The 17066-nt window shown below is 46.2% G+C and carries 9 protein-coding genes; 7 read left to right on the top strand and 2 right to left on the bottom strand.

Going from position 1 to position 17066, the window contains the following annotated elements:
• Nucleotides 1-71 precede the first annotated feature (71 nt).
• From KUV50_RS00900 to KUV50_RS00885, 4 genes are all read left to right on the top strand, one after another.
• Complete coding sequence (locus tag KUV50_RS00900; RefSeq protein WP_222578196.1) at nucleotides 72-944, top strand: lysophospholipid acyltransferase family protein; 873 nt, start codon at nucleotides 72-74, stop codon at nucleotides 942-944.
• Nucleotides 920-4360, top strand: a complete 3441-nt coding sequence (locus KUV50_RS00895; protein ID WP_222578195.1) for a hypothetical protein — start codon at nucleotides 920-922, stop codon at nucleotides 4358-4360. Before KUV50_RS00900 ends, KUV50_RS00895 begins: the two co-directional genes overlap by 25 nt.
• Nucleotides 4361-4814: 454 nt before the next feature.
• On the top strand, nucleotides 4815-5222 hold the full coding sequence (locus KUV50_RS00890) for an HPP family protein (RefSeq protein WP_222578194.1): 408 nt from the start codon (nucleotides 4815-4817) through the stop codon (nucleotides 5220-5222).
• A 569-nt stretch (nucleotides 5223-5791) separates the two neighbouring features.
• Entirely contained in the window at nucleotides 5792-9319 is a 3528-nt protein-coding gene (locus tag KUV50_RS00885) for a CHRD domain-containing protein (protein ID WP_222578193.1), read from the top strand.
• Nucleotides 9320-10467: 1148 nt separating this feature from the next.
• Here the strand turns inward: KUV50_RS00885 and KUV50_RS00880 are convergent.
• A complete protein-coding gene (locus KUV50_RS00880) occupies nucleotides 10468-11184 on the bottom strand; it encodes a hypothetical protein (RefSeq protein WP_222578192.1) in 717 nt (238 codons plus the stop codon).
• 163 nt (nucleotides 11185-11347) lie between these two features.
• Here KUV50_RS00880 and KUV50_RS00875 point away from each other — a divergent pair, with 163 nt between their 5' ends.
• The 3 genes from KUV50_RS00875 (at nucleotide 11348) to KUV50_RS00865 (ending at nucleotide 16095) form a co-directional block, all read left to right on the top strand.
• On the top strand, nucleotides 11348-13558 hold the full coding sequence (locus tag KUV50_RS00875) for an HAD-IIB family hydrolase (RefSeq protein ID WP_410000023.1): 2211 nt from the start codon (nucleotides 11348-11350) through the stop codon (nucleotides 13556-13558).
• A gap of 76 nt (nucleotides 13559-13634) precedes the next feature.
• Nucleotides 13635-15098: a family 43 glycosylhydrolase gene (locus KUV50_RS00870; protein ID WP_222578190.1), complete on the top strand. Its 1464-nt coding sequence runs from the start codon at nucleotides 13635-13637 to the stop codon at nucleotides 15096-15098.
• 1 nt (nucleotide 15099) lies between these two features.
• Nucleotides 15100-16095: a succinylglutamate desuccinylase/aspartoacylase family protein gene (locus tag KUV50_RS00865; protein ID WP_222578189.1), complete on the top strand. Its 996-nt coding sequence runs from the start codon at nucleotides 15100-15102 to the stop codon at nucleotides 16093-16095.
• A gap of 274 nt (nucleotides 16096-16369) precedes the next feature.
• Here the strand turns inward: KUV50_RS00865 and KUV50_RS00860 are convergent, their stop codons facing one another.
• Nucleotides 16370-16726 (bottom strand): four helix bundle protein, encoded by a 357-nt coding sequence (locus KUV50_RS00860; protein WP_222578188.1) that lies wholly within the window; start codon nucleotides 16724-16726, stop codon nucleotides 16370-16372.
• Between the last annotated feature and the right edge of the window lie 340 nt (nucleotides 16727-17066).

Here is a 17066-nt window from a genome sequence, read left to right as displayed (position 1 = left end):
CAACTTCTTCCTTATTATTTGCTACATTTACATGCATCAAAAATCACCCACACGCCATCAACCGAACTGCCATGCAAAAGATTTTATATTATCTGATAGCAGGAGCTTTTCACCTATGGAGCAGACTACCCTTGGCCTGGTTGTATGGCTTGTTCCGATTTACGGGCTGGGTTATCTTTGGACTTTTCCGATATCGGCGTTCAGTGATCGCCCGCAACATGGAAATTGCATTTCCTGATGACACTCCGGAAAAACACAAGATCCTGGAACATCAGTTCATCCGTCATTTTATGGATACCATTGCAGAGATCATCAAAGCCTGGTCGATCAAACCGGAGGAATTGCGGCGTCGGTTTGAGATCCATTTCAGCGAAGAAATCGTCCGCGATTTGCAGACCGGGCAGGATGTGTTTCTCGCGGGCGCTCATGTAAACAATTGGGAATGGGCGGTACTTTCTGCCGGAGATCAGACCCCCGGACGTGCCGTAGGCATTTACAAACCCCTATCAAACCAGGTCATGGACCGGATCATAGCGCAGCTTCGGGAAAGACTGGGCACCCGGATGGTCCCCATGGGGCAGGTCATCCGGGATATCCTGACGACCGACCGCTCCGCCTCCGCCTATCTTTTTCTCAGCGATCAATCGACGCCTTTTACAGAATCTGCCCACTGGACAGATTTTTTCGGTGTACAGACACCTTTTGTATCGGGGATGAGCACCTTGGCCGTCCGTCGGAATATTCCCATATATTATTTCTATATTGAAAAAATCCGACAAGGATTTTACGAAGCCCGGTTTACCCTTTTGGTCCGGGATGCTCAGAATTATTCTCCGGAAGAAATCACATCGCTGTACAGTAAAAAAGTGATGGAAAATATATTAAACCAACCGGCATGTTGGTTATGGACGCATAAAAGATGGAAACGCGTATTACAATACTGACTCTGGTCGTCGTCTGGTGCCTGATGTTCTTGCTGACATCACCCGCACAGGGGCAGTCGATGGCAGTACCGGTCGATACCGTGTCAGCAGAATATGATTCGCTGGTCCTTCCCCACCCGGTCATCCACCCCTCGCTTATTTCTATACACACCTTGGAAGGAAATCGACTATCGGATTCGGTGGATTACCACCTCAGCAGTCGTACGCTTATAATATTAAACCACGAGCAGCACTATGATCAATACTTTGTCATCCACACGAAACCACTGTCTCCCATCCTCGCCCGGCCTGCCACATGGGTAGATACCCAACAGGTCAAAAGTGATTATCTGATCAAAAGTTTGCCGGGCGGGCTGGCCACCGATGCTTCGCTTCCTGCCTGGTCCAGCATCTCCTACAGCGGCCATTTTGGTCGGGGGATCAATATCGGAAACAATCAAAACACCACGCTCAACTCCAATTTTGATCTACAGTTAAAAGGCTCCTTACCCCACGGCATCGAAGTAGTGGGCAGTTTGTCGGACAACAGCATACCCATCCAGCCCGAAGGCAATTCCCAACGCCTCCAGGAATTTGACAAAGTGTTTATCCAGCTCCGAAAAGACAATGCCACACTCATTGCCGGTGATCATGAAATCCGGAATCCGGAGAATTATTTTATGCAATATTATAAAAAAACAAAGGGGGTCTTTGCCGGGTACGATTCCACCACCCCCACCGGATGGAACCAACAGTCCACGATAAATTACTCCGTGTCTAAAGGAAAGTTTAAACGAACAACCATTGAATCCGAAGAAGGAAACCAGGGCCCTTACCGACTGGCTCAGACGGGCAATAATTTGTTTGTCGTCGTTCTGGCAGGTACAGAACGGGTCTATCTGGATGGCCGGTTACTCCAACGCGGCGAACTCAATGATTACACCATCGACTACAACCTGGGTGAAATTACCTTTACGCCGCGCATTTACATCAGCGCCACCAGCCGGATTATCGTGGAATACGAATTTGCCGAACAAAATTACCTCCGCAGTCTCTTTGCCGGGCACAGCACATGGAAAAAAAATAACTGGGAACTCGGTCTACATGTGTACAGCGAACAAGACGGAAAGAATGCCTACCAAAACAATATTCTCACCCCCGAAAATGAAGCCATTCTCGCCGAAGCAGGTGATGAGGTCGAAAACCTGAACGGCACCTCCATCGTCCCCTGGGATGGAGGTTTTGAAGAAGGGGTGGTGCTCTACCAGCTGATTGACACCATGGGGTTCTCCCGGGTCCTGGACCTCGTAAAGCAGCCAGTGGACGTCCCCTTGTACACCGCCGGATTTTCGTTTGTCGGTCCGGGCAATGGCGATTATGAACAAAAGGGAAATTTCAGCAATGGGGAAGTTTATCAATGGGTTGCTCCGGACCCGGACGGAAGTTCCAATGGGAGTTATGCCCCAATCACCCGATTGCAGGCACCGCAGAAACAACAAATGTTTGGTTTTGACCTGAAAAAATCATGGGGTCCCAATCAGGAAAACCAAATATTTAGCGAATGGTCCCTGACCAATGAAGACTTAAACCGGTTTTCTTCCCTGGACAAAGCGGACAACGTGGGATGGGCGCAATACAGTGGATTCTCCTGGGGGAAAAGCCTGGATTCCGCCCGCCACCAATCCTTTCGAATCGAGGGTAACATGGAATGGCGAAACCAAACCTACCAGCCGGTCAGCAATTACCGCCCCGTGGAATTTAACCGAAACTGGAACTATTCGGCCGAACAAAGCACCGTCCGAGAACAGCTATATACGATCCGGGCAACCTACCACGACCGCAATTTCAAAACCGGTTATGGGTATCAAAATTTCGATGCAGATTCCTTGTATAGCGGCCAACGGCATGAATTGAACCTGGATTGGACGCCCGGAAGTTTTGACATCAGTCTATACGAGTCTCTTACCCAAAGTCGAACATCCCTGACAGGTTCTCTATTTTCCAGACCCGCAGCCACCCTGACCTGGCACGGGACAGAATCCGGCGATCTGGCTATAACCACCGGGTATCAGGGAGAATACAACGCCGTCCGGAGCCGGGACACCGACAGCCTATCCAGCCGTTCGATGCGTTTTGACCGAATCTACACCACTGTAGACTGGAAGGAAAATCATTCTCTGACGCTTTCCAGTCGCACGGATTATAGCACGGAAGCGGACGGTTTCTTGCCCTCATTCCGGACAGATGATTTGCAAATGCAGACAGGCATCACGGGAGAAACAGGCTTTATACGGTGGATCACCACCCTCCGACATCTTAAAGTTCTACAGGAACAAAGCATCATTCAGGACGATCAAAAAGGCTGGAACATTCTCGGCCAGATGCTGTTTGCCCAAAAATGGTTTGATGACGGATGGAGAAACCAGGGAGAAATTGCGGTTTCCAACGGGAAGGAACCCCGGCGCCAGTTTCAGTACATCAAAGTAGAAACCGGCCAGGGCCAATACAAATACGTCGATATAAACAATGACTCCATCCAGCAACTCAATGAGTTCTTCCCGGCCATCTATCCCGATGAGCGAAACTACATCCGAGTCAGCACGCTGGAGAACACCCTGATCTCTACATTCAATTATAAATTAAAATGGGCGTGGAATATCGATCTGGCAAAATGGACGACCCATGACTTTTGGTCCAAATGGTCCACCGATAACAGCATCCAGATTGAGAACAAACAGCAACGGACCGGGGCGTTGTCCTTATGGAATATTCCCGATACCGCTCTGGTGTCCTCCCGGCAAAATGTATTAACCAACCTGTATTTCAACCGAAATGGAAAGGTGATTCAGGAACACCTGGGATACTGGGTTAGGAAACAGAAAGACTTCCTCCATACGGGCTCTGAATCATTTGACTCACAAGAGTATTTTTCAAAAACCACTTTGCTGTTTTCAAATCGGATTAATTCGTTCATTGAATTAAAAAAAAGAATTACCCATCAATCAGCGACCAGTTTTGCCGAACGGAATTTCAGGATTCATTTCCTGCAGGGCAACCACAAGTTAAGATGGATGATCAATCGAACCATGCAATTGGAATACAAGGTGGGAATCACCCAGGGTAAGGAACGTGAAGGCACCACTAAATCCAGCACCTGGACCAATGAGCTTTCGTGGCAATATAAACCCGATCTGAAATGGTCAGCGCACACTACCGTGGATTATTCCAGGGTAAAATTTGAATCCGAAGAGCAAAACATATCTCTGGAGCAGGTGATGCTCGAAGGACTCCGTCCCGGTGGAAACCTGCTGTGGGAACTCAATGTACAGCGTCGATTGCCCAATAATCTGGTGGTTTCTTTGCGGTATCACGGTCGAAAAACCGGCGATGCCTCCGTGGTTCATACCGGATCGATCCAGGCAAATCTGCTGTTTTGAGGTGTTGAGGGGTATATTCGTTGAGGGGTTGATTTGTTGAGGGGTTGAGGCGGGGCGAATAACCTGACAGTGTTTTGATCATATTTTAGCTTTGAACAGAAAGGTGGAGTTATTAATCCAAATACTTATTCGAGCACAACTGAAACCTGTCGTTTGTGCGATTGAATAAACACTGACAGGTCTGCATGAACCATCCGAAACTATTGGCCTTTAGAACATTATATGTTAACAAAAAGTCATCTTCGGCCAGACGCTGTCAGGTTATTGAGGGAGTGTTTGTGCGGTTGAATAAACGCTAACAGGTCTTTATGAACCATCCGAAACTATTGGCCTTAAATAAACCACATATTAACAAAAGGCCATCTTCAGGCAGACGCTGTCAGGTTTTTGTTTGGGGCAAAAAAATCCCCGTAATATTTTTATATTTGATGGCTGATAAAAACAATAAAACACTATGAATAAGGAGGTTTCGACCATTATGACGACCAAACTGGTCACGCTGGGGCCCGAGAACACGATTGCAGATGCCCGGGAAATATTTCAAAACAATCATTTTCATCACATTCCCATTTGCAAAAACGGAATTTTAGAAGGTGTAATCACGAGTTTTGATCTTTTAAGATTGAACATCGCACCAGATCAAAAGGACAAGGTCCTGCTCGGTGATGTCATGACCCGAAAGTTAGCAGTTCTGAACCCCACAGATCAAATTGGCGCCGCTTCCATTGTTCTGCTTCAAAACCGGTTTCATTCTGTTCCGGTGGTTGACTCAGACCGAAAACTGGTTGGTTTGTTAACCACATTTGACCTGCTCAAATACCAATACCAAAAAGAATACCCCGGCGACGACTTTCCTTTTTAGATTAACTACAAACATCTGGCGCTGTGATTTTAGTTGTAAAATAATAGCTTCTTAGCATTAACCCACTGTCATATGCGGGGTTAATCTGCCCCGATACTGAAATGATTTTCCAAACCAACGGTTGTTCGATGGATAACTTAATCCGCCAAAAACACAATCTATTCAGATCAGATATTATAAATAAAATCATGCCTTACCATTTTCCAGATTAATCCTCACGGTGCAACATTGTAACTTTTACAGCGCTTAATATCAAATAATTACAACCTAAAATTAGAGGTATTCCAAACCCTATTCTGGAAAATATTATAATTTTCAGAGTTGTGTACCAATCCTTCTAATTTGCACTCAGCAAATTTATCGAGCCCAAAACAACCTGAAGGGAAAAATTTAATGTTAATTACTCCTCCACACATCTAATTTACGTTTAATTTTAATTATATTTAGAGCACTCTAAAATAACCGCATATAATTGCAGGGTGGTTGTCTATTTAAATTAGATTAAGCATCCGGATGTCATCCTTGCTGATTTGACGTAGATTAATTATTGATTCAATAATCCAGCTCACATGAAAAAGCTTTACTTACTATTTCTGCCCCTCTTAATTTTCACCCTTCAGAACCCGGCCGATGCCCAAGTGAAAAAATGGTACTACCTTGACTTTTCTGAAGACCTGGGCGGATGGTCAGAACCGGACAAAAGCCCGAACCCGCCCGTCATTGTCGAGAACAACGGTGCTTATCTGCAAAATGAGTCATCCGGTGGAGGAGGAGTAGGAAGTAAATGGGTCATGATCAATACATCTTCTGCCTGGACCGGCGACTACGACGAAGCCGGGATTGAAAATATTTTCATGGATGTTCGCAATACGGGGGCAAACACCATTCACCTCCGGCTGACATTTTCGAATGACAACGGGGTCCACTTTGTCAACACACACGCCATACCCGTCCACCCCGGTACAAAGTGGCAGACGGTCCACTTTAGCCTGGATGATGACGACCTCGTGGTCAGTGAAGAAGGAAACATGGAGGATATCATGAGCGCCGTCAATACCGTGCGTCTATTGAGCAGTCCATCACCGGCCTGGCGGGGAGAAACAATAAAAGCCACCGTGGAGATCGACAATATCATGATGACCGGGGACATCGATTACAAGACCTACCTGACCGGCGAGAATCAGCTGCCCGGTACATCGACAGAGGCCCGGGGAACCTTGTACTTTGAAAAGGAAAACGACAGTTTGATCGCCTGGGGTCAATTCCAAGGGATTTCATCCGGCGTGGATTCTACGATAGGAGGTGGCTTACATATCCACAGCGGGCTGGCCGGCCAAATTGGGGGCGTACTATTTCCGTTGACAGCGACATTCGATGAAGGCCTGTCATCAGGTCAACTCTTGCCGGACCAAAACAAATTCATGCTTACCGAGATGCAAGATAGCCTCCTGGAGGATCACGGGATGTATGTCAATGTGCATTCCCATGATTTTTCAAGCGGAGAGATCAGAGGGCAAATCCTCGATGCCGATGATGAACTTTACCGTGCCAACCTGCACGGCAGCAATGAAATGCCTGCCATACTCACCCGCGCCGAAGGGCGGATCGTACTGGAACTCGACAGCAATGAGTTGACGGTAAGTGGTAGTTTCAAAAACTTATCCTCACCCCTCGCTACAGACATCGCCGGCGGAGGTCATATTCACCTCGGGCTTCCCGGATCCAGTGGTAGTGTAGCCATTCCGCTGAACATTCAATCCGATTCAGAGGGTACATCAGGTACACTGGCTGCGGATGACAATGAATATGATTTGACCCCGGACCAAATGGAAGCCATCCGAAATAGAAATTTTTACGTTAATATTCATTCGCTCAATCACCCCAGTGGAGAAATTCGCGGTCAGATCGTTTCAGCAGCTTCCCAAAAACTATTCAGAGCCTATCTCAGTGGCACCAACGAAGTACCCATGGTTCTGACCACAGCACTCGGTACCGTGAACATAGAACTATTGAGCCCGGACAGCATTCTGGTATTTGGTTCATACCGTGGACTCGGGAGTCCGCTCAATACAGCTATTGCCGGTGGCATTCACCTCCACGGTGGTATGGCTGGAGAAAATGCCGGCGTCCTCTTTCCGTTGGAGAATACGTCCGATTCAGGAACTGAAGGAAAACTGGAAACCCGGGGTTATGGACTGGACTCAGCGAACCTGGCGTTGCTCATGAATCGAAGCACCTACGTGAACGTACATACGGAAAAATTTGGGAGCGGCGAAATCCGGGGACAGGTACTGTCAGATGCGCCCTGGCACTTTACAGCGCCCATGACTAGTAGTCAGGAGCTCAGCTCCGCTGTCTCTACGGCCCACGGAGCACTGAAAGGAGAATGGAACGGCCACCAGCTGACCCTATCCGGAGTCATCCAGGGTTTATCTTCGGAGATCGCACAGGATATTGCCGGGGGTGGACATATTCATATGGAGATGGCTGGTCGCAATGGCGGGGTCGTCTTCCCACTCCACCTTGATATTTCTGAAAATGGGTTGAACGCCCGGGTCCAGGCAGACAGCAATATTCATGTATTAGCAGATTCACTCGCTACTGCATTGATCCGAAGAGGGCTGTATGCCAATATCCATACGGAAAATCACCGAAGCGGGGAGGTTCGCGGGCAGTTGTTGTTTGATGCGGCCATGTATCATGCAGCGGTATTTGGCGGATCGTTGGAAAATCCACCAGTAAACACACCAGCCAAAGGATTGGTCTTACTTGAAGTGAACCCGGAATCAATGAAAATGACAGGTTCTGTGTCCGGGCTCACCACACCGATCGACACCAGCATCGCAGGCGGAGCACACTTACACAATGCGTATGCCGGACAAAACGGCCCTGTGGTAATGCCTGTGAAGATACATCCCGGCGATGATCAAAAATCGGGACGAATGCCCGTCATGGGAAACCACTATGAATTGACCGCACCGGGACTTAATGTACTGCGTTTGCGCAGAGGTTATCTAAATATCCATACTACCGGGCATCCATCCGGTGAAATCAGAGGGCAAGTCCTGCCCCTCTCGTCCTACTACCTGATCGCGAATCTGGATGGACAGAATGAAGTGCCGCCCATCGACGCCACGGGATCAGGAACCGTTGTTGCAGAAGTCAACGGGAACCAGGCTACCCTGAGTGGATCATTCAGCAATCTGTCAGCCCCCCTGGCGACCAACATTGCCGGTGGATCCCATATTCACACGGCCCCGGCCGGACAAAATGGCAATGTCATCGTACCGCTTCACAGTGAACTGGAGGAGGACAAACTTTCCGGAGAATTTACGGCAGACAGCAACAGCATAGATACCGGGGAGGAGTCCATTCTGGATAGAGTATGGAGTGGCCTGTACGTCAATATTCATTCCGAAAATCACCCCACTGGTGAAATCCGCGGGCAGCTTTTGCCCATGATTAATTATTTCCCGGATGCAGATAGTACATCCATCTCTTCATCCGACGAGATCACCATAGACACCACGAATATGAATACTCAGGTCGTCATTGAATGGACCCCCGCCGTCGATGAAGATCCGATCATTTATCAGCTGGAATGGGCTGTGGACAGTACATTTGATTCGATATGGTACCGAAGCCCATACACCATGGAGACACAGCTTGCCGTTGCGGACTCCAATTTACTGGATACTTTGATGGCATCCGGATACTTCATGGATTCAGACACGGCCTGCATCATGATGCGATTGCGGGCGACAGACGGAAGCTTATCCGATGTCAGCGACTCGAAAGAAATTTGCTTTATTCTGGGGGTTCGCACCAACCGGGATGATCCGTTGCAATCGGTGGTGCAGATAAGTCCGGTTCCGGCCAGCAATGAAATCACGATTTCGGTCCGGAATTATGAAGCATTCCGCACACAACCGGACGTCAAGGCATCGATTTACAATTCATTCGGGCAATTGATCAAGCAAGTAGATTTCAGAATATTTGGTCCCGCTCAGCGAAAAACCATTGATATTCAATCCTTGCCTACGGGGCAATATTATCTTCAGCTGAATACAGCGGTCTGGCCATTTGTAAAGTTATGAGTAGAACTTATTTTATGACTGTAGGAACCGGTCACCAGTGAATTTGGTGACCGGTTCTGTTTTATGTCGCGACTATGGTAATTATTTGCAGGTATAAAACAAATCACACCCGTCCAAAATAAATTCTGGCCTAAATGCAACTAATTGATCTTCTCTATATTGTAATTGTGAAAACCCCAAAATTGAAATCAAGGTTCATTTTTTGCTTGTCACGAATTTTGGTCAAAAATCGCGCCAAGCCTACCTCTAAACCACATATACCCCGGGTTGAAACCCGGGGCTATGATATTTTGACCCCGCTGGGGTCTTTTGAATTAATTATTTTGGACGCTTCTGAAAACAAATTGTCATACGATTAACCCGGATTCACATTCAGAGATAAGATGATTATCTACAAAGCGTAAATATATATACCATGGTGCGATTACGAAAACATTCATCACGGAAGCCGAATATCTGAAAGCAACGCGTAAAGCTCGAACGAAAAGTGAATATTACAACGGTGAAGTAATTGCTAAGGCCGACGTATTCTCTCGGCACACTGCTATTACCGCTGCCATTATTGGAGCTCTAAAAGATATTTATGCGCAGGTGGAAGATCTGTCTTTTACCATTTGTATTTGGTTATGCCGTATACGATTTTGTAACCATTCAAAGATAGTCGAAGAAAAAACGAAGGTATAGCAGGAGCTCCACCGAGTATTTTTGACAAAGAGCATCGAAGAATATTTCGGAATATATACGGCAAGTATGAATTCAAATGGAATTAACTGCACGTATATATTTGAACAGTTCATAAAAAAGACCTGAAGGATCGTCGGTGTATTAGCGGTGGGTCCCGACCTTCGGTTGGGATCGGTTGTTCGTAAATAATTAATTTTGAGCCCTGACAGGGCGATGTATGACAAGTTTCGTTGCAAGTAAATCTCAATTTCACACCATCGCCCCTTTAGGGCTCAGGAAAAACTTGTTTATCTATTCGATGGGTTGGCACCCATCGCTGTTTTGCCATCGCCCTTTCAGGCCTCGATATCTGGACCGTGTGATTTAATCTATTGTCTTCCTTACTCGCAGCAGGGTAACGCTCTTCCAGAGTTCGGTGTACTGCCCAAATGCATTGAATGGTGTCAAAGCAAAGAGGAAAATCATTACAACCCCTCAAAAGGATCTTCCTCTCTTCCAAAATCCTGATACGAATTCCCTGATTTTACCGCTTTCATTTCCATGACCCGATCACCAGTCTGATGAATGGTGGCTATCTTCGCTCCACTCTCCAGCGTGATCCATTTTTCCCAGGTCGACTCCACCCCGGGCTCTGAAATCACAGAAACATACATTTCCCATTTTGTCGGCAGATAATCATCATCATAGTACCAGATATAATGATCACCCGGAGTCACACCCCCCGTCGTGTACTCCACCTTGAGGCCGGTTTTTCCATCTTTATCCACCAGAGAACGTTGGGTTCCGTCATCAAATAAATTAGCCGGAGCATTCAGCCAGAAGGCGTCGTTAATATGTGCACTCCAGGCTTTCTGAAGCAGTGAATCTTTCTCCGGGCCAGCGACGGGCTGGTCATTTCTATAAATCCGACCATCTTTCGTATTCACATTGATCACAGCCCGGTAATCACCCCATTTCACCTCGGTAAAACCGCGTTCTCGATCCCATAGATGCTCCCGGTTTCCAGGAAAAATCCAATGAACCCATTTGGTCTGATCCCAGTCCTTTTTATGAATGGCCTTTTCGATCGCATATGCTACCTCATCGGCAGGATCCGGATTCATTTCTCCGGATTCTGAATCACCGGTACACGATCCCATCGAAAAAATAAAAAACAAGAAAGAGACTACAAGATATTGCATTTTCATACCCGTAATATACAATATTTTCTCCACAATCAAACTGCGGATCCCCCACCCAATGCTCCTTTTCGCAATGACTTTTATCACCTTGGTGTTCTCCGTCCCATAAACTCAAAGAACCATTTCACTTTTATAATACACCGAATTCTCTTATATTTAGTTTATTGAAACCAGCAATTATTGCAGCGGTTTACCAAAAATCTTAAATGTGCATATGAAACGAATACATCTCTATAACATTCACGGACTCATCAAAAGCGACGGCCTCGAGATCGGAAAAGATGCGGACAATGGCGGTCAAATCATCTACGTGTATGAACTCGCACGCCATCTTTCACAAAATCCTGATGTAGAATTCGTTCATATATTTACACGACTCATCGATGACCCCAATGAAGATGACGCCTACAGTCAGGAAATAGAAGAAATAAACGCTAAATGTGATATCCGAAGAATTCCATTTGCCGGAAATCTTTATCGTAAAAAAGAAGAACTCTGGGAACATCTGGACGAGTTCGTGGAGAATGCGGAGAAACACATGAAAACCCACGATATTTTTCCTGACTGGATGCACAGTCATTATGGTGACGCCGGATATGTGGCTAAGGAGTTGTCACTCAAACTAAACATTCCTTTCGCGCATACCGCCCATTCACTGGGCCGGTCCAAGAAAAGTAAGATGAAAGACATGGGGCTGTCCGAGGAGGAAGCTGAGGAAAAATTCAAATTCTCCTTGCGGATTGCGGCTGAGGAAGCTTGTCTGGCTCTGGCGGAATTCATTATCACATCGACTTATCAGGAAATCAGCGACTGGGAAGCTTATGACAATTATCAAAAAGCTACTTTTCACGTCTTGCCGCCGGGCATAGATATCGAAAAATTCTACCCGTATTACAAGCAACACCTCGACAACGAGGAAATCCAACAAGAAGTGATGCAGCGAAAATATTGGGTCAGTCAATCCATCGAAAAGTTTCTGGTCAACCCAAATAAACCGGCTATACTCGCGCTCGCCCGCCCGGATCGACGAAAAAATCTTCATACGCTGATCGATGCCTATGGGAGCAACAAGGAAATTCAATCACTGGCCAATCTCGTGATTTTTGCCGGCATCCGAAAAGACATCACCAATATGCCAGAGGCCGAAAAAGAAGTACTCACCGAGATGCTCCTGTTGATGGACAAATACGATTTATATGGCAAACTGGCCATTCCCAAAAAACATGATATCGACAACGAAGTCAGCCTGATTTATCAATACTGTGCGGAAAAACGAGGGTTGTTTATCAATTTATCACTTCATGAAAATTTTGGGTTGACAACAATAGAAGCCGCAGCTACCGGCCTTCCGGTGGTAGTGACCAAGAATGGCGGCCCTTCGGAAATCATTCCAAAATGCAAAAACGGATACCTCGTTGACCCGCTGGATAAGCACGAAGTCAGTAACGCGATGAAAACCATCCTGACCGACGAAGTCAAATGGCGCCGTTTTTCCAATCAGGGCATCATCGCTGCAAAAAAGTACTACAGCTGGGAATCGCACACCAATATTTATACCGGGTGGCTGCAGGAAACGCTCGAGCCGAAGCAACCCCGAAAACCCAAAGAACTCAAAATACCGACAGAAAAAGCTGATCGACTTCGGAATGCCAGTCATCTTTTAATCACAGACATCGATGGTACTTTGATTGCTTCCGAGGATTCATTTCCCGGTCTGGATCAGTTAAAAGAATTTTTAGCCCGTCACCGCGACGATTTTTGTTTTGCCGTGGCGTCCGGTCGCTCCTACCCTTTGATTCAGGAAGTGATGCAAAAAATCGATTTGGACGTTGACATCGTCGTCAGTTCCGTGGGTGCACGCATTTATTATGATCTGGGTGGCCAATCCTTGGATGACGACTGGATGGACTACCTGAGTTTTAAATGGAACCCAGACCGCATCCGTGAAAAGCTGGAATCGGTTCACTGGCTCGTGCCCCAGGAAGAAGAAGCCCAGGACATTTATAAAATATCGTACTATTATGACCCGGTGGATTTCGATGAAGAAATCCTCCGCAATGCCTTGGGAAAAGATTTTTTCCAGATCACCATGGTGAACAGCCACCAGAAGTTTTTGGATATTCTCCCCGTTCATGCTTCCAAAGGAAACGCTATTCGTTACCTCTCGCAAAAGTGGTCGATACCACTGGCCAATGTTATAGCGTGCGGGGATTCAGGCAATGATATGGATATGTTCCGAAAGCCCATTAAGGGAATTATTGTCGGAAACCGATCCAAAGAACTGAATTATCTCAAAGAGGATGAATACCTTTACCTGGCCAAGGGGAAAGCAGCCGATGGAATAAATGAGGGGCTCAGGCATTATGGCTATTGATTCTGGCTGAAAGATCAGCCGACCGGGCCACGGTCCCGGTAAATTAATTACAACTTAAAAATTTCATTCAACATATATGTACACAGGAAGTGGCTTTAGAGACTGGGAAATAGGTGATATTGAGGTGTTTAAAATGGATGACACCTACCATTTATTTCATCTGATCATTCCGAACCATGACTACATCGCACATGCTGTTTCCAAAGATGGGTACAACTGGCGCCGGGTCAAAAACGCGCTCTTCGTCGGTCACCCCGGGGAGTGGGACGATGATATGCTGTGGACCATGGATGTGTCCGAAGGAGATGGTGTTTACGAAATGTATTATACCGGCTTGAAGTTATCCGATAAGGGAACCATTCAAAAAATTGGTCGCGCCAAATCCCACAACTTATACGACTGGGAAAAGGAAAACAATTACAATTTTCCCCTGACCTCACTGGGTCCCTATTATGAAAACCTCGACAACAACCCCCGTACCTGGCTGAGTTTCCGGGACCCTTATCGATTCACGCACGAGGGCAGCCATTACTTGCTTTTCTGTGGACGAAGCAGTCATGGTCCCATCAGTCGCAGGGGATGTGTAGGATTGGCCAAGCTGGAAGATGAGGAGTGGGTACTCAAAAAACCACTTCTATTCCCCATAGCGTACGACGATGTGGAATGTCCCTGCATCGTTCAGATAAACGATCGGTTTTATCTGCTGGGCTCTATCCGGGAAGACATCAAAGTGAGGTATTGGTATTCGGATGAGTTTCAGGGACCGTATTTGAGTTTTCACTCCGATGTATTGATGCCGCAAGGCAATTATGCCGCACGTATTATCCAGGACAATGAACACGTACTCATCTATAACTTTTATTATCTTAACAGAGAGATTAACTACAAACGCGTACTGCCCCCGCCCAAAGAAGTCGCTGTGGATCAAAAAGGCAGGCTGTATCTGAAGAGTTTTTACGGCTGGGAGAACAACATTCAAAACACTATTTATCAACCTGATTTTGCAGATGTTATTCCAACGTTTAAAAACAGTACAGCCAGTATGGAAATTCAAAGCCAGAAATGGACCTTTCAATCAATATCCGGGTATGAAGCATATGCCTTTCAAAAACCGGCTGACAACTTTATCTGGGAAGGAGAATTACACTTGGAAGGGATGGGAAAAAGTGGTTTTGTGCTCAATATCGACGAAGATGGCAACGGATACTTTATCTCTATGGATTTTGTCAACGGATATGTGCAGATCCGTCGATGGGGATTCAATCCGGATGATTACCTGAACAACTTTAAGTTTGACAACCTTCAGACCGGACTTTTCAAACCATCGCCGGATCGAAAAATACAATTTCGACTTATCAGGTACGGATATTACATCGAATTGAGCATCGATGACCGGGTCATACTTACCCTGGTCGATTACCAATTTGAAGGTGATCTGATCGGTTTGTATTCTGCTTCGAGTATACTTTCCATGTCCAACAGTCGAATCCACATCCTGGGCGAACCCGAAACAGAATATGCAGTAAAAGATTCGGACTAATATGAGCACTAACTTCCACAGAGCAGCTCATACCCGTCCGCAAACTCATCGGGCCGATGACCAACGCCTGATCGGTGTGTTTGATGAAAATCGACGTGGCCCACTGATTATTATGATCGGGGGTATCCATGGGAATGAAAAAGCCGGATTAAAAGCCCTGGAGTACCTTATTAAAATGCTTGAGGTAGAACACATCACCAACGAAGCTTTCCAATTTACAGGCCGACTTATTGCAATACGCGGGAATATTCAAGCGCAGAAAGTCAATAAACGATACATCAACCGCGATCTGAACCGGATGTTTCGGAATGATTTATTGCAAACCGTACTCACCAAGGAAGAGCGCACTGCCGAAGAAAAAGAATTGGTGGAAATTATTGATTTTATTAAAAATTCGATCGCTGATTATCACCCGGATGAAATATTTGTGCTCGATCTGCATACCACGACAGCGGCTGGTGGGATATTCACTATTATCAACGATTCGCCGGAAGCACTGGAGATCAGCCTGGACTTAAAAGCACCGGTAATCGAAGGGTTTCTTCGAGGAATCAAAGGGACGATTCTTCATTACCTCAATGCAGATAATGTGCATCAGAATTGCACCGCCCTGTGCTTTGAAGCGGGTCAACATGAAGACCCATTGTCTGTCAACCGGTGTATTGCAGCCGCAGTAAACTTTCTGAGTTCAGTCGGCGCAGTCGAAAAGCTACACATCGAACCCCGCCATCATCGCATTCTTCATGAGTACGCTGCTGGTCATCCCATCCATTCAAGGTTGATATATACCCATAAAATCGTGGAAGGAGACCAGTTCCGCATGGAACCGGGTTTTCAAAACTTCGACCCCATCCACGAAAATCAATTATTAGCCAACGACATCAACGGCCCCATTTATGCTCCTTCCACAGGTCTCATCGTAATGCCCCACTATCAGGAACAAGGGGAAGATGGCTTTTTTATCGTAGAACCCCTTTCGGATAAAGTGATTGGTTAATGGCTATTGGCTGTTGGCCCTTGGCTATTGGCTTTTGGCTAGCATGTGGTATGAACACGCCTGAGCTGATTGCAGCTATTAGCCCTTGGCCTTTAGCTATTAGCTCGAATGTGCTATGAACACGCCTGAGCTGATTGCAGTTATTAGCCCTTGGCCTTTAGCTATTAGCTCAAATGCGCTATGAACACGCCTGAGCTGATTGCAGCTATTAGCCCTTGGCTTTTAGCTATTAGCTCGAATGTGCTATGAACGCGTCTCGGCTAACAGCTAATCGCTAATTCTTCCGAATGACTGTAATCAATTTATTAATTTGCCGTTGCAAAAAATGAATATCAATGATCAGCTCATTCAGTAAATCATCTTGAAGATATCCAAGATCATTTGCCAATATTAATTGTGTTTCAACTTCAAACGCAGAGCCTTGAGCTATCTCAAGAAAACGAGTAAATTCGATTTCAGATTTTCGAGAACATCCTTCCGCTATATTAGAAGGAATGGAAACGCCTGCTCTTTGTATTTGAGAAGAAAGTCCATATCGTTCTTCAGCCGGAAAATTTCTCGTCACTTGATAAATCTCTTTAACAAGTTTCCTTGATTTTTGCCAGATGTCCAATTCTCTGAAATTTCTCATCTTATATTTATCTTTTTGGATCTTAGCCAGGTAGCAATTGGCTATTGGCTATTAGCTCGAATGTGCTATGAACACGTCTGAGCTGATTGCAGCTATTAGCCCTTGGCCTTTAGCTATTAGCTCGAATGTGCTAAGAACACATCCTAGCTAAAGGCTAAAAGCTAAAAGCAGCCCTTGGCTCGTACCAGCTATGGTACTCGTCTGAGCTAACGGCTAACAGCTTACACCAGCTATTGGCTCTTAGCTCAAATGTGCTATGAACACGTCTGGGCTAACAGCTAACGGCTAACGGCTTATACTAGCTATTGGCTCTTAGCTATTGGCTATTAGCTCAAATGTG

Source organism: Membranihabitans marinus, from assembly GCF_019802045.1.
Taxonomy (GTDB): Bacteria; Bacteroidota; Bacteroidia; order Chitinophagales; family Saprospiraceae; genus Membranihabitans; species Membranihabitans marinus_A.
The sequence above is the reverse complement of the archived record's forward strand: the minus strand, read 5'-3'. Positions and strand labels throughout refer to the sequence as shown.